The sequence below is a fragment of the Alphaproteobacteria bacterium genome, from assembly GCA_016870095.1.
Classification (GTDB): Bacteria; Pseudomonadota; Alphaproteobacteria; order Paracaedibacterales; family VGCI01; genus VGCI01.
Genome location: VGCI01000001.1, coordinates 274,489 through 289,433 on the forward strand (window position 1 = coordinate 274,489; position 14,945 = coordinate 289,433).

11 protein-coding genes are annotated in these 14,945 nt (G+C 41.4%); 1 reads left to right on the top strand and 10 read right to left on the bottom strand.

Translation table 11 applies throughout. The annotated features are described in order from the left end of the window. The first annotated feature begins 65 nt into the window (after positions 1 to 65). Positions 66 to 2,003, top strand: a complete 1,938-nt coding sequence (gene phaC / locus FJX03_01255; GenBank protein ID MBM3632323.1) for a class I poly(R)-hydroxyalkanoic acid synthase — start codon at positions 66 to 68, stop codon at positions 2,001 to 2,003. 38 nt (positions 2,004 to 2,041) lie between these two features. On the opposite strand, the gene FJX03_01260 is transcribed toward phaC, so the two are convergent. From FJX03_01260 to FJX03_01305, 10 genes are all read right to left on the bottom strand, one after another. Then, a complete protein-coding gene (locus FJX03_01260) occupies positions 2,042 to 2,380 on the bottom strand; it encodes a septum formation initiator family protein (protein ID MBM3632324.1) in 339 nt (112 codons plus the stop codon). A gap of 10 nt (positions 2,381 to 2,390) precedes the next feature. Beyond that, entirely contained in the window at positions 2,391 to 3,713 is a 1,323-nt protein-coding gene (locus FJX03_01265) for a phosphopyruvate hydratase (GenBank protein ID MBM3632325.1), read from the bottom strand. Positions 3,714 to 3,744: 31 nt separating this feature from the next. Beyond that, positions 3,745 to 4,581, bottom strand: coding sequence for a 3-deoxy-8-phosphooctulonate synthase (locus FJX03_01270; protein MBM3632326.1), 837 nt, complete (start codon positions 4,579 to 4,581; stop codon positions 3,745 to 3,747). Between the two features lies 1 nt (position 4,582). Next, positions 4,583 to 6,205, bottom strand: a complete 1,623-nt coding sequence (locus tag FJX03_01275; protein ID MBM3632327.1) for a CTP synthase — start codon at positions 6,203 to 6,205, stop codon at positions 4,583 to 4,585. A 166-nt stretch (positions 6,206 to 6,371) separates the two neighbouring features. Further along, complete coding sequence (gene secG / locus FJX03_01280; GenBank protein MBM3632328.1) at positions 6,372 to 6,644, bottom strand: preprotein translocase subunit SecG; 273 nt, start codon at positions 6,642 to 6,644, stop codon at positions 6,372 to 6,374. 199 nt (positions 6,645 to 6,843) lie between these two features. Beyond that, positions 6,844 to 8,766: a hypothetical protein gene (locus FJX03_01285; GenBank protein MBM3632329.1), complete on the bottom strand. Its 1,923-nt coding sequence runs from the start codon at positions 8,764 to 8,766 to the stop codon at positions 6,844 to 6,846. Positions 8,767 to 8,927: 161 nt separating this feature from the next. Then, the gene (locus FJX03_01290) at positions 8,928 to 9,941 is read right to left on the bottom strand and encodes a class I SAM-dependent methyltransferase (GenBank protein MBM3632330.1); all 1,014 of its coding nucleotides are present in this window, start codon (positions 9,939 to 9,941) and stop codon (positions 8,928 to 8,930) included. Further along, the gene (locus FJX03_01295) at positions 9,938 to 10,732 is read right to left on the bottom strand and encodes a prolipoprotein diacylglyceryl transferase (GenBank protein ID MBM3632331.1); all 795 of its coding nucleotides are present in this window, start codon (positions 10,730 to 10,732) and stop codon (positions 9,938 to 9,940) included. Before FJX03_01295 ends, FJX03_01290 begins: the two co-directional genes overlap by 4 nt. A gap of 34 nt (positions 10,733 to 10,766) precedes the next feature. After that, positions 10,767 to 12,569 carry an elongation factor 4 gene (lepA, locus tag FJX03_01300; GenBank protein ID MBM3632332.1) on the bottom strand — a complete coding sequence of 601 codons (1,803 nt, stop codon included), beginning with the start codon at positions 12,567 to 12,569 and terminating at the stop codon, positions 10,767 to 10,769. Further along, positions 12,566 to 14,941, bottom strand: a complete 2,376-nt coding sequence (locus FJX03_01305; GenBank protein ID MBM3632333.1) for a phenylalanine--tRNA ligase subunit beta — start codon at positions 14,939 to 14,941, stop codon at positions 12,566 to 12,568. Before FJX03_01305 ends, lepA begins: the two co-directional genes overlap by 4 nt. Positions 14,942 to 14,945: the final 4 nt, after the last annotated feature.

The following is a 14,945-nucleotide window of genomic DNA, read 5'->3' on the forward strand; positions in this document are numbered from 1 at the left end:
AAGTTTTTATTAATATTTAGTCATTATTTTATAGGTATGGCTGCTTATTTACCAAGGTTGAGGGAATGAAAAAAAATTCAAAAAATTATTCTGATTCTGATGATTTTATGAATATTCCAGGAGACGCTAAAGCTTGGCAAAAAATGGCAACCACGTTTACGACACTTTGCCAAAAAGCAACTGTTCAAAATATGAAAAATTTTACCGGGGACTCCTTTCTCGATAAAATTGATCCTCCTAAGGGTTCACCATGGAATGATTTATGGGAAATGGTTCAGGATGCTAATAAAAAGGCATTGGCACAGAGCGTTAAAATGTTTGGTATGCCTTCGTTCGCAACAATAGGTAATGCTGTTTTTGATCCAGAAGTCATGATGCAAACTTTTCATATAGCTTTCCAGAAAATGGCAGAAAAGCCAGAAAAATTTGAAAAATTACGTAATCAATACTTAAAAGATTTTGAGCAACTCCTTAAAACGACAATGGGTGGGCTTCAAGGTAAAATGACAAAAATATCTTTAGAGCCCGATTTAAATGATAAGCGCTTTCAAGACCCCGCCTGGATTGATAACCCATTTTTTTCACTTCTCCAGCAAGCCTATCTCCTTAATGCTAAGTATTTGAAGAAGCTTGTCAGTTCGATAGAAGGATTAGATCCTATCACTCAACAAAAGTTGAAGTTTTACACATCTCATGTATGTGATGCGTTGTCTCCAACAAACTTTCCTTTAACAAATCCGACAGTTTTACAAGAGACACTGGCATCTTCGGGTAAGAATCTGGCTATGGGCTTTCAAAAATATTTGGAAGATATGGGGAGCGGTCAATGGCATACCCGCATGACAGATATGAAAGCATTTCAATTAGGTAAAACAATTGCCACAACGCCTGGAAAAGTCGTTTATCAAAATGACTTATTTCAACTCATTCAGTATGAACCTTTAACCAAGAGAGTTGCTAAAAGACCACTTTTAATTATACCTCCCTGGATTAATAAGTATTACATATTCGATTTAAGGGCGGAAAATTCATTCGTACGTTGGGCCGTGGAGTCTGGACTCACCGTATTTATTATATCTTGGGTAAATCCGGATAAAAAACATGCAAACAAGACCTTGTCAGATTATACCCTAAAGGGCGTTGGGGAAGCGATTAATCAAGTCTGTAAAGTGACAGCAGAGAAAAAAATAAATGTCTTAGGTTATTGCAATGGCGGGACACTCTTAAGTTTTTTGATGGTCTATTTAAAAGCGAAGAAGAAAAATCCCATTGCCAGTGCAACCTTGTTGGTTTCTCCATTTGACTTTAGCAAAGCCGATGAAATGGGAATTTATCGGTGTGAACACCAGCAGCGTAAGCTCGAAGAACATGTCTATAAAAAAGGTTTTCTAGAAGGAAAGTACATGGTTCAGGCCTTTACATTGCTACGGGCAAATGATCTCATTTGGTCTTCTTACGTCAATAATTATCTTCTGGGTCGTGAGCCTTTTCCCTTTGATATGTTGTATTGGAATTGTGATGCGTTAAGGATGCCGGCAAAAATGCATATGACGTACCTGCGCCAGGTGGTTGTCCAAAATGGTCTTATGTCTCCCGGAAGTATCGACATAGAGGGTGTCCCCATTCATTTTGAAACCATTACGACGCCATTGTTTGTTATGGCTGCCCATGAAGATCATATTGCTCCGTGGCGTTCTGCTTATCCTATTACTCAAATGGTTCATTCAACTTCGAAAAAATTCCTATTAAGCACTTCCGGCCATGTCGCGAGTGTCATTAATCACCCCAGTCGAAAAAAGTACTTTTATTGGACATCGAAAGATTTACCAAGTGAGGCGGACGATTGGTTAAAAGGAGCTCAAAAGCATGAAGGTTCTTGGTGGAATGAGTGGCGACAATGGCTAGATACATATGGGGAAGGGACAATTCCTGCTCGCCCTATTGATGAGAATCAAATTCTTGAGGAGGCCCCTGGAAGTTATGCTCTTACAGTTTCAGAATAGCCAATTAAGCGAAGCTTTGAAGGGAAATTTCGCCACAGTTATTTCTTTGTACTTTCAGTTTCAAACGTGCTGTTGAGTTCTTCATCATAAATGACAACTTCATCCGAGTGACCATGATTTAATACCTCTCGTGCACGCTGTTCGAGCATGTCTTGATCAACACTATTAGGTCGCAGAAGGTGAACGCGTCGCTCTAGGGTCTCCTTTTCAGACTGAATTTCTGCAAGCTGTTGTTCGGATTCAGAAATTTTTTGCCTAAGCCGCATCCACGAGAAAAGACCGCGTTCTCCTTGAACAATGTGATAACCAAAATAAATCATCAAAAGAAGGGCAATAAGGGGCCCTAGAATATGATTAAGACGACTTGTTAATCCCATATGAGAACTCCTATTTCTTTCTTGAGGGAATTTTTAATGAATGTTGTGCTGATAGCCAGGGTTCAAAAATTTCTTTGCCCGCGTAGCGGCTTTGGGTAAGAAGCTCTTGTTCAATACGCATAAGTTGATTGTATTTTGCCACTCGATCAGAGCGGGATAGGGATCCCGTTTTAATTTGTCCTGCATTCGTGGCTACGGCAAGATCGGCAATGGTTGTGTCTTCTGTTTCTCCGGAACGGTGCGAAATGATAGTCTTATAGCCAGCTTCTTTGGCAATACGAATGGCATCTAGGGTTTCGCTTAAGGTGCCAATTTGGTTGAGTTTAATCAAGATGGCATTCCCAGCCCCTAATTCAATACCCTTTTTAAGACGTTCAGGATTGGTAACAAATAGATCATCCCCAACAAGCTGAATGCGTTTTCCAAGAGCGTTAGTAAGATTTACCCACCCGGTCCAATCATCTTCTGATAACCCGTCTTCAATGGATATTATTGGATATTCATTGATTAATTGCTCATAATATTCAATCATTTGATCGGAGGTAAAAGTTTTTCCCTCTCCCACCATGGTGTACTGCTTATTTTGATAAAACTCTGTAGCGGCAACATCTAGGGCTATAAAAATATCTTCACCAGCCGTGTAGCCGGCAGATTCGATAGCTTCCATAATAAAATCTAAAGCCTCAGTACTGCTTCTCAATGCTGGCGCAAGGCCGCCTTCATCCCCAACATTTGTATTATGTCCTGCTTTTTTAAGTAACGCCTTTAAACAGTGAAAGACTTCTGAACCAAATCGTACAGCTTCTTGAAATGATACGGCTCCGGCGGGGACAATCATAAACTCTTGAATATCGACGGGATTGTCTGCATGAGCGCCGCCATTGATAATATTCATCATGGGAACGGGGAGAAGGTGAGCATCCACCCCTCCTAAATATTTGTACAAGGATAATTGTTGGGCTTCAGCTGCAGCTTTGGCAACCGCTAAACTTACACCCAGAATGGCATTGGCGCCAAGGTTTGATTTGTTTTTCATACCATCTAATTCAATCAAAACTTGGTCAATGTGTCGTTGATCCAAAGAATTTAATCCTTCTAAGGCCGCAAAAATTTCTTGATTAATCGCTTCAATAGCTTCTAAGACACCTTTGCCATTATACCGGGATGCATCTTTATCTCGACGTTCTAAGGCTTCGAAAGAACCTGTTGACGCGCCGGACGGAACTGCGGCTCTTCCCATGGCACCTGAAGATAGCTCAACGTCGACTTCAACGGTGGGAAAACCCCTCGAATCTAAAATTTCTCGGGCAAAAATATTATGAATCTGGGTCATGGTATTTACCTTATTGTTAAAAGTTCTCGAATCAAGCAGCACATGGGTAAGTCTTAGAGAGACGGTCAAATTCTTTTAGCTCTAGCAAGAGTTGAGGGAGATCTTTTAAACGGACCATATTGGGGCCATCACTGGGGGCATTGTCTGGGTCCTGGTGAGTTTCAATGAAGACTGCAGCTACACCTACTGAAACAGCGGCTCTTGCAAGAATAGGAACGAATTGCCTTTCTCCCCCGGTTGAGGCGCCAGCTCCGCCAGGTTGTTGAACTGAGTGGGTGGCATCAAACACGATAGGATAGCCAAATCGGGCCATTATAGGAAGGGAGCGCATGTCAGATACGAGCGTGTTGTATCCGAATGAAGCGCCTCGTTCACATAACATCAGTTGTTGGTTTCCAAAAGATTCCATTTTTTTGACGACGTTGGCCATGTCCCAAGGAGCCAAAAACTGGCCTTTTTTAATATTAATGGCTTTGCCCGTTTCCGCGGCGGCCTTTAATAAGTCAGTTTGTCGGCATAAGAAAGCAGGAATTTGTAAAATATCGGCGACTTCTGCTACGGGACTGCATTGTTCACTTGAATGAACATCTGTAACGATTGGGCATCCCATTTTTTCACGAATTTCAGCTAATATGGGCATACTTTCTTTCAAGCCTACGCCGCGAACACCATTAATGCTTGTTCGGTTTGCTTTATCAAAGGATGTTTTGTATATGAAGGGTATGTTCAGTTTATCGGTAATTTCTTTGATGGCAGCAGACATTTCTAAGGCATGGGTGCGACTTTCCAAGACGCATGGTCCTGCAATCAGCACGAAGGGGAGATCATTTCCCATGTTAATATTGTGAATTTTTAGGTTCTTATTCATGTTAAACTAACCTTTCTTGTTGGACAGCTGCGGCAATAAAAGAGACAAATAGAGGGTGAGGATCAAATGGGCGCGATTTCAACTCCGGATGAAACTGTACGCCGACAAACCACGGATGGTCTTGTCGCTCAACAATTTCTGGTAATTGTTCGTCAGGGGATAAACCTGACATAATAAGGCCCACACTTTTTAAACGATCTCGATAGGTCATATTCACTTCATATCGATGACGATGTCGTTCTTCAATGGAAGATTCCCCATATATTTTGTGAGCGAGAGATCCTTCTTGAAGTTTGCAAATATAGGAACCTAACCGCATTGTGCCCCCAAGATCACCTTCTTGGGATCGTTTCTGAAGGGTTTTCCCATCCATCCACTCAGTCATCATTCCAATGAGGGGTGTAGATGTTTGCCCAAACTCTGTTGAGGAAGCCTCTTTAAGACCTAATAAATTCCGAGCGGCTTCAATGACAGCGAGCTGCATTCCAAAGCAGATGCCCAAATACGGAATTTTTTTCTCTCGTGCAATTTGGATGGCTTTGAGTTTTCCGTCAATCCCTCTTTCCCCAAATCCCCCTGGAACAAGAATGCCGTGCATTCCGACAAGATCACCATCAAGATTATTTGTATTTTCTGCATCAAACCAATGAAGATTCACCTTCATATTATTGGCTATTCCGGCATGCACAAAGGCTTCCGACAGTGACTTGTAGGCATCCAGCAATTGAATATATTTTCCAACGATAGCAATATCAACTTGACCATCAGGATGGTGGATCCTCTCAACAACATTGTGCCATTTTGAGAGGTCAACTTCCTTTTCACCTTCAATGCCAAAATAACGACAAACTTGAAAATCAAGGCCTTCATTATGATAACTAATGGGAACCTGATAGATGGTGTCGATATCTTTCGCTTCAATAACCCGTTCGGGGCGCACGTTACAAAATAGTCCAAGTTTTTGTTTTGCATCTTTTGGGATGGGTCGATCTGCGCGACATAACAAAATGTCTGGTTGAATACCAAAGCTTAAGAGTTCTTTTACAGAGTGTTGTGTCGGCTTGGTTTTTAATTCTCCTGCCGCAGCAATATAAGGAATCAAAGTCAAATGCACAAAAAGTGTATTATCTCGTCCCCTATCATTACTAAGTTGCCGAATGGCTTCTAAAAATGGCAGACTTTCAATGTCGCCAACCGTTCCCCCAATTTCACAAATGACAAAGTCTTCGTTGGTTAAATCAGCTGTAATAAATGATTTGATTTCATCAATAATATGAGGAACAACTTGAATAGTTGCCCCTAAGTAATCTCCCCGACGTTCTTTCGCTAAGACAGCAGAATAGATTTTCCCCGTTGTTGTACTGTCACTGGCTCGTGAAGAAACACCTGTAAATCTTTCATAGTGACCCAAATCCAAATCTGTTTCCGTTCCATCAGCTGTGACGTAGACTTCTCCATGCTGGAAGGGGCTCATGGTGCCAGGATCAACATTAAGATAAGGATCAAGCTTGCGTAGGCGAACGGTGTAACCTCGTGCTTGGAGTAGGGCACCCAAAGAAGAGGCGGCAATGCCTTTTCCTAAGGAAGAAACAACACCACCGGTTACAAAAATGAACTTTGTCAAAGGGAACCTCTAATAATACCAAATTAAATAACGATTCAGTAAAAAGACATTTACATTGCGTCGCTAAAAGGGGAAGAGGATTTGAACTTTGAAAAAAAATTCCAATGCTCTTCCTGAATCTACTCGACCCGTTTCAACAATCTAAATCAGTAATCGAACAGAAAAACTATTTCTTTTGATTGTTGATGGGCGCAAGAATGGAATTAGATTCTTTCACTTGATGTTTAGAAATAATGCCCATTAGCAAACAATTGCCCATGAATAACGCCGCTAAAATACCGGTTATGCGCGTTAGAAGATTAGATGTGCCCCGTGCGCTGAACATACTGCTAGAGGCACCGCCGCCCATACCAAGACCTCCCCCTTCGCTGCGTTGCATTAAAATAACGCCAATCATGGCTAAGGTGATAAAAATATGGATGACTAATAGGGCTGTCATAATTAATTGTCTCCTTTAATCGTAGTCAGGATTGATATTATAAGATATCCATACCATAAAAAGGCAAATAAAAACTATGCATAAATGAAAAGATCGTATCTATTCTTCTGAAGTTCCCTGCAATCTAAAAAAGATTTTGGTCAAATTGTCAGAATAGATACGATTCGGTTAGTGAATACTCTAGCTTTTCGAGAAGTGGTTATAACACAGCCCCAGTTGTTGTGCCAAAATTTGTTTGCCCACTCTGATCAGCAAATTGCATTTCTATGTCTCCATTTGGAAATTGGATCTCTTTGTCTCCGTTAGAGTGTCTTATTACGAATACAGGTGCGGGAACAGGTGGAGCTGAAGGCGCAACAGGTGGAATGGGTTTCAATGCATTTTCAACCATCTGCTCTTGGTTAAAGTGAGTATAAAAGAATCGATTTTCTAAACTTCTTTTACTTCCTCTTGAATCATCCTTTGAAAAAAACGATGCGACATCATGGAAATGTTTAACATGGTCAGAAATTTGTAATTTCACACGCTCCAACAAATCTTGAGCTATCAATCTAGCTGTATCTCTTTGACTTTCATCACTAGGTAAAATTGGTTTTGTAAGATTTGTGCCACCATATTGCAATAATCCAAGGTTATCGTCTAGATTCGTCCATTTGTGGAAGAGGGTTGGGAAGGAATATACTAATTCCTCTCCGTCTAACATATTAAAAACAACATCAATGAACCGAGAATTGCGGATAACGGTCTTTGAAACAATGCTATCATCACTATAGACGGTGGTGAGGAGTGGTGAAGGATAATATTGAAATCCATACTTATGCCCTTGTGCCTGATCTATAGTTAGGGATTTAATGACGGGATGATCCAAAATTTCTGCATCAGTCAGTTTAGTTGTGCCATCAATAGGAGAAGTTGCAAAAGGATCGTAAGACGATTCCCAAGAATCTAAGTTATCAGTCGCAACCGCTACTGTGTTATGATGTGAAGATGCGGTGATCGTTTTTAAAACTTTACCAAAATCATTCATGTTATAAAGGTGTGGAGTAAAATTGGGGGCCTCATGTAAGCTCCAGAAGAAACCAACCATCGCTCTATTAAAAGCTGTTTTGCCATCTCGAGGCAGTAATTTGGTCACCATATCAGTGTAAATGCTTTTTAAACCACTCATGATGACTCGATATCTTTGAGCTGCGACAGGGGGATAAATTTCTGCGAATTTCCAAGTGTTGCCATTATTGTTTGCATGAACTTCAGCCCGACGGAGAACATGTTCTACCACATTATAGTGTCGGCGATCAGCATATTTATGAAGCATATCATGAATTCCAAAACCAAATTGGCTAAAGTTTATACCATGTCCCTTATTGGTTGTTGTTGGAAAACAAGCAGGGTACACATCATTTAAATTAGATTCGACCATCAAGGAAACACCAAGCTTTCCTTCGCCAGGAAGGGGATAAAGAATGGGTGATGGGAGTAATTTTTTCGTACGATCAGCAAATAAGTCGATCATGGGTGCTTTTAACTTTACAGACCAGTGCATATCAGGTAATTCAAACCCCTTGTTTGGATACCCCTCCAAACTGACATAGGTAGATAAACTATTCTTCCATGCATCATTTTCAGTTATTCCAAAAAAGAGATTTGGAAACGGAACATGAGAAAATAAGCTCCTTTCATCGTCAGTTATGGTGCTAATAGAGGCCGCAAAACGGAGATGCATACCCAAAAGCCAAAGTGGGCTAATATGTTGATCTTCTTTTTGGTACGTCATTTCACGTAATAAACGCCGCGTAAATATATGATGAGGATTACTGTGCGCATACTGTTTAAGATATGCTTCGAATTTTGCAAATAGAGGAGCGATTGCTGGATCATGAGAAGCATAAAAATCTTCTGGTACTTTGCCATTATACTGTTCGAGGTTCGCACGATGACCCTTAATTACTCCTTGGTCTATCTTATTGACACCAAATTCTTCTGGATGGTGACTCTGAATCATTTTTGTTGATTGTTCCTGCGAAAGAGAAAAAGGCGAATATGTCAAGTTTTGAGCCGCCAGAGTGTACTCGCTTAAACAAGTTGCCAATAGTCCACATTTTAAGAGTGTAGTGAATTTCATTTTTAATCCTTTAAAGTAAATAAATTTGTGTAATTACGTTTTTAAATTTTTTATTTACGTTTAATGTGGTGATTAAAATATAAAACACAATACCTAAATAAAATAAATATTAGTGTAATATATTTTGAGAAATTAATATACATAAAATTTAGATGAATGGATTAATTACTTGCAACTGTTAAAGCCTTAAATAATTTCCCCATTTGTGAGGGGTGTGTTAGCCGTACCGCGGCTGTTCGTAATGATCCGCGCGTTTCTGGTGTCGCATTTTTACATAAATATTCGGTGCGCATTTCCAAGCCCATGGCTGTTAAAAAATCCCCTTGGGAAATAGGTTCTTGAACGGTTAATCCAGCTTTTTTAAACAAAGAAAAGAGTCTAAAAAAATCTACATGATGTGTTAAATCAGATTTCCCTACATTGATTAATGGGGATTGCCTTTGATGATTTTGCAAGGCTTGTAATGTATCGCCTGTGGCATCGGGCTGGTTATAGCCATAATCTAAAAAGAGGGCAGCTCCTTTGTTGTTCTTCATATGCATGGCTATTTTAGAGACCCATTCAGGCATGGCCGGGCATACTTCTTTTACAATAGTTGATCCTGTGGGAATAAAACATAGTCTATTGTTTTCAAAACTGACATACCTTTCAACCCATTCTTCGTTAATTTTGACATATTGACGTATGGGCAGCGCATCCCAAAATTCGTTGGCAACCATAAGGCAAAATCCTTGGGTGTGGGGTAGGGTGGAAAGGTCTTCATGCCAACTTATAGAGGCAGAATAAGCTGACAGGATTGTTTTCTGAAGGTCTTTTAGAAGAGGGCTTACTTCAACCAAATGCACAGTCATTTCTGATACGGGAACCTTTAAGGACTGCATTGTACGTATAATATCAAGCATTAAAGTACCACGACCTGGTCCTATCTCAACAATATGAAAAGGGGTGGGGGACCCGGCCTTATGCCATACATTGATGAGCCATCCTGCAATGACTTCCCCAAATACTTGTGTCATTTCGGGAGCTGTTATGTAGTCACCTTTGGCACCGATGGGGATTTTTGTTGTGTAATATCCATCTTGTGGATCATACAAAGCTATGGTCATAAAGTCAGCGATACTTATGGGGCCTGTTGTCTCAATTTTTTTTCGAAGACGATCTTCTAGGGACATCATACTTTTTCACGACATCTCATGGGTTGCCATATAAAAATGATGCCGGCCATAATCATGGGTAGCGAGAGAATTTGGCCGGTCGTAAAGTCCATGCCAAATAAGGGATAGAACGTATCAGGTTCGCGGACAAATTCAACAAAAGTGCGGGCCAGACCGTAACCTAATAAAAAAATCCCAGTCAAGCGTCCTGGAACATTCCGAATTGCTGGGATTTGCCAACTGATATGCATAAGTATCAGAAGGATAAATCCTTCAAGAAAAGCTTCATAGATTTGGCTGGGATGGCGGGGGAAGGGACCGCCGTTTGGGAATATTATACCCCAAGAGACGTCAGTTACCCGTCCATATAATTCGCTATTGACGAAATTAGCCATACGACCCAACCCCAGTCCAAGCGGCGTAATAGCGGCCAAAATATCAGCAAATCGAAAACTTGAAATATGGTTTTTGTAGCAATAAGCAAGGATGGCAATAGTGACTCCCAACATACCGCCATGAAAAGACATGCCCCCTTTCCACGTCATAAAAATTTCTTGGGGGTGGGCCAAATATTTGTCAAATTCAAAAAATAGGATATGTCCTAACCGACCCCCAATGACAATACCTCCAAGGGCCCATAGCATGAAGTCATTAATTTGGGCCTTTGTAATAGTCGGGGAAAAGCGGTTAGCGATCCAAATAGCATATTGCCACCCCACTAATAAACTAACAATGTATGCAATACCATACCAATGCACAGCAACAGGTCCGAGATGAAGAGCAACAGGGTCAATTTGAGGAAAATTTAACATGGCTCGTTCTCATTTAAAGGAATGCCAGTACTCATTAATCATCACCCATCTTTAAGGCGGCAATAAAAGCACTTTGAGGAATTTCGACATTTCCGAATTGACGCATGCGCTTTTTACCTTTTTTCTGTTTATCAAGCAGTTTTCGCTTACGGCTTATATCTCCACCATAACACTTAGCGGTAACGTCTTTACGCATAGCGGAAATGGTTTCTCGCGCAATAACCTTTCCGCCAATGGCAGCTTGAATAGCAATTTTAAACAATTGTCTGGGTATTAATTCTTTAAGGCGTTCGCATAAAACACGACCCCTTGCTTCGGCACGACCTCTATGAATGATCATGGATAAGGCATCAACCGGTTCTGCATTAACCAAAATACTAACTTTAACAACGTCACTTTCGCGGTAACAATCAAGGTGATAATCAAAGGAAGCATAGCCTTTGCTGACGGATTTCAATCGATCATAAAAATCAAAAACCACTTCGTTTAATGGCAAACGATAGACAACCATGGCGCGATTTCCGGCATAGGTAAGGTCAATCTGTTCTCCTCGACGCTCTGTGCACAAGGTAAGAATTGACCCCAAGTAAGTATCTGGCACCAAAATAGTTGCGCGAATCCAGGGCTCTTCAATCATGGAAATTTTCATAATATCGGGCATATCGGAGGGATTATGTAATTCTTTCATCGTGCCATTTGTCATATGTAAGCGGTAGACAACGCTCGGCGCGGTAGTGATAAGGTCAAGATCAAATTCTCTTTCGAGACGTTCTTGAATAATTTCCAAATGGAGCAATCCCAGAAATCCACATCGAAATCCATACCCAAGAGCGGTTGAGCTTTCTGCCTCAAATTGAAAGCTGGCATCATTAAGTTGCAAACGCCCTAAGCTTTCTCGTAAATGGTCAAAGTCTGCAGCATCTACAGGAAACAAGCCGCAAAAAACAACAGGTACAGAAGGTTTAAATCCAGGGAGTGGGTCTAGAGTTGGACGACGTTCTTCTGTAAGGGTGTCCCCAACCTTACAATCAGCGACATGTTTGATGCTGGCCGTTATAAAACCAACTTCTCCAGGTAAAAGTTTGTCGACAAGTACTTTCTTAGGTGTAAAGACCCCAACCCGTTCAACCTCATAGGTTCCACCGGTACCCATCATGCGAATTTTTGCCCCTTTGGTAAGGATGCCGTCTTTAATACGGACTAAGATCATTACCCCGAGATAGGCATCATACCAACTATCAACCAGCATGGCTTTTAGAGGAGCATTGACTTCTCCTTTTGGAGCCGGTAAGCGGGTGACGATGCCCTCAAGAACATCTTCAATACCAATCCCTGTTTTGGCTGAAATCATAAGAGCATCACTGGCATCAATTCCAATGACATCTTCAATCTGGGCTTTAACACGTTCGGGTTCGGCTGCGGGTAGGTCAATTTTGTTGAGAATGGGTATAATTTCATGATTATTATCGATAGCTTGATAAACGTTCGCGAGAGTTTGGGCTTCAACGCCCTGACTAGCATCCACAATAAGAAGGGAACCTTCACACGCGGCTAAAGAACGACTAACCTCATACGCAAAGTCTACGTGTCCGGGGGTATCCATCAAGTTCAGGGTATAAATTATCCCATCTTTTGCCTTATAATTTAAACGCACAGTTTGGGCTTTAATTGTAATGCCGCGTTCCCGCTCGATATCCATTGAGTCGAGAATCTGCTGTTTCATTTCTCGGATTTCTAAACCGCCACAAAATTCAATCAAGCGATCTGCTAGTGTAGATTTTCCGTGGTCGATGTGGGCAATAATCGAAAAATTTCGAATGGTTGACAAGTCTGTCATGATTTTCTGAGCACTCCACCCGTAGCCTTAGATACATTTGCAACAATCCTATCACAGACATCTGTGATTTGCGCATCAGTTAAAGTGCCTGTTTGCGGTTCCAGGCGAACTTGGATGGCTAAAGACTTTTGGTTCTTTTCTAGCTTTTCTCCCTTATAAACATCAAAGATATGAATTGCTGAAATTAAGTCTCGATCCACTTTCCCAATGGCTTTAACCAACTGGTCTGCGGAAATGGTATCATCAACAACGAAAGCAAAATCACGGGTAACTGGCTGATAAGGAGAAAGATGAAGTGTTGATTTCTTTATCCGTAACGGCGGAAGTTGATCCAGAAAAACTTCAAAACCAACAAAGACACCGTCTCCGGAGAGCTGGGAAATCAGTAAAGGATGAATTTCCCCGAAAATAGCGAGGACTCGATTACCTTGTTTAAAGGTGCCTTTACGTCCAGGATGATAATATTCCGGTCCAGTGGGCGCAATTTGGAGAGAAGATTCTGATATACCCAAGGTATTTAGGATGGCAAGAGCATGGGCTTTGGCATCGAAGACACTAAAAGTTCGAGGTGTTTGTTCCCAATGGCGGGGACCTGTTTGTCCAGCTAACAGACCTGCTGCCACAAGACGTTGTCCTTCAAGTTCATATTGAGGACCCACTTCAAATAATTCAATCGACCCTTGAGCCCGATCTTGGTTACGAATAGTGATTTGAATTAAATTTGGAATAATGGAGGGGCGCATGTATCCCAATTCGACACTGATGGGATTTAATAGTCGTAGAGTTGGGTCACCTCCCCCAAATTTAACAGCTAACGCTTCTTCCATAAAAGACCAGGTTATTACTTCATTCAACCCCCGTGATGCTAAGACTCGTTTGGCAACAAACGGAATGGAAGTTGTTTGGCTTTTCAAATGTGTGGCAGGTAAAGGTTCTTCAACTATATGATTATAACCTTTGAGTCGTAAGACTTCTTCCACCAAATCAGCCGGACCTTCAATATCTAAGCGGTAAGTTGGAGCGTGAACGGTAACTTGCTCGGCGTTTGAAGAAAGTATAGAAAATTCTAGGGATTCTAAATATCCTTTAGCTTCTTCCATAGGAATGTTAATTCCACTGAGAGAGGCTAATTTGCTTTTTGTCAAAGTAATGGGGACAGATTGGGAAGGTGTCTGTGGTGTAGTATGACTTGCCACCCCTTCTTCACTAACTGTTCCACCGCACCATTGTAAAACAAGATCTATGGCTGCATCTAATCCTGGCCGAATGCTATGAAAATCAACACCTCTTTCAAAACGTGTTCGCGCATCGCTTAAGATGGAAAGGGCGCGACCCGTATTGGCTGTGCGAATGGCATCAAATGCCCCACATTCAATAAGAACATCAACCGTGTCTTCCAAACATCCCGTACTTGCGCCTCCCATAATTCCGCCAAGCGAAATGGGGCCTGAATCATCAGAAATGATGCACATTCCATTTTCAAGACTATAGTCTTTGCCATTAAGGGCGGCGAGTGTTTCGCCAGCTTTGGCTTTTCGAATGGTTAGATTTCCCTTCACTTTTGCCAAATCAAATACGTGTAAAGGCCTTCCTAAATCAAAAGTCAAATAGTTGGTCATATCAACTAGGGCAGAAATGGGACGCAAACCTATAGCTCGAAGTCTTCTTTGAATCCAATCAGGGCTAGGACCATTTCGAACTCCTTTAATGACTTGGAACTGAAAGTCTTGACATCCCTCGCTGTCCTCAATTTTTACTTGTATTGGGCATGGGAATACCCCTTTGGTAGGTTTATATGATAAAGGTTTTAATTTACCAATGCCGCTTGCTGCTAAATCTCGTGCAACACCTCTAATACCAAAACAATCAGAACGGTTGGGTGTGATTGCAATATCAATAATAGGATCTGATAACCCCAATGCTTCGGCTAAAGGTGTGCCTGGAACGAGGGAGGGGTCAAGATCTAGAATACCATCGGCGTCTTGGCCAAGTTCTAATTCTGTGGCAGAGCAGAACATTCCTAGACTTTCAACATCCCGGATTTTGCCCTTTTTCAAAATAGTTCCTGTAGCTGGAATGGTCACACCAACAGGGGCAAATGCCACTTTCATGCCTTGTCGCACGTTAGATGCCCCACAGACAACTTGGATGCGCTCTCCTGTTCCGGCATCTGCAAAACATAAGCTTAAGCGATCAGCATTGGGATGACGATCAGCTTCGATAACAGTGGCAATAATAAATCCTTTATACTTTTCAGCAGGATCGTCAATGCTTTCGACTTCCAAACCTAAGGTTACGAGCTTGTCCGCAATTTCAGATAGGGAAGCAGTTGTTTCCAAATGATCTTTTAACCAGGATAAGGTAAATTTCATGGGG

Excerpts from the sequence above, each read along its gene's own strand:
- phaC (MBM3632323.1), top strand. The coding sequence starts at position 66 with ATGAAAAAAAATTCAAAAAATTATTCTGATTCTGATGATTTTATGAAT.
- FJX03_01260 (MBM3632324.1), bottom strand. The coding sequence starts at position 2,380 with ATGGGATTAACAAGTCGTCTTAATCATATTCTAGGGCCCCTTATTGCC.
- FJX03_01265 (MBM3632325.1), bottom strand. The coding sequence starts at position 3,713 with ATGACCCAGATTCATAATATTTTTGCCCGAGAAATTTTAGATTCGAGG.
- FJX03_01270 (MBM3632326.1), bottom strand. The coding sequence starts at position 4,581 with ATGAATAAGAACCTAAAAATTCACAATATTAACATGGGAAATGATCTC.
- secG (MBM3632328.1), bottom strand. The coding sequence starts at position 6,644 with ATGACAGCCCTATTAGTCATCCATATTTTTATCACCTTAGCCATGATT.
- FJX03_01285 (MBM3632329.1), bottom strand. The coding sequence starts at position 8,766 with ATGAAATTCACTACACTCTTAAAATGTGGACTATTGGCAACTTGTTTA.
- FJX03_01290 (MBM3632330.1), bottom strand. The coding sequence starts at position 9,941 with ATGATGTCCCTAGAAGATCGTCTTCGAAAAAAAATTGAGACAACAGGC.
- FJX03_01295 (MBM3632331.1), bottom strand. The coding sequence starts at position 10,732 with ATGTTAAATTTTCCTCAAATTGACCCTGTTGCTCTTCATCTCGGACCT.
- lepA (MBM3632332.1), bottom strand. The coding sequence starts at position 12,569 with ATGACAGACTTGTCAACCATTCGAAATTTTTCGATTATTGCCCACATC.
- FJX03_01305 (MBM3632333.1), bottom strand. The coding sequence starts at position 14,941 with ATGAAATTTACCTTATCCTGGTTAAAAGATCATTTGGAAACAACTGCT.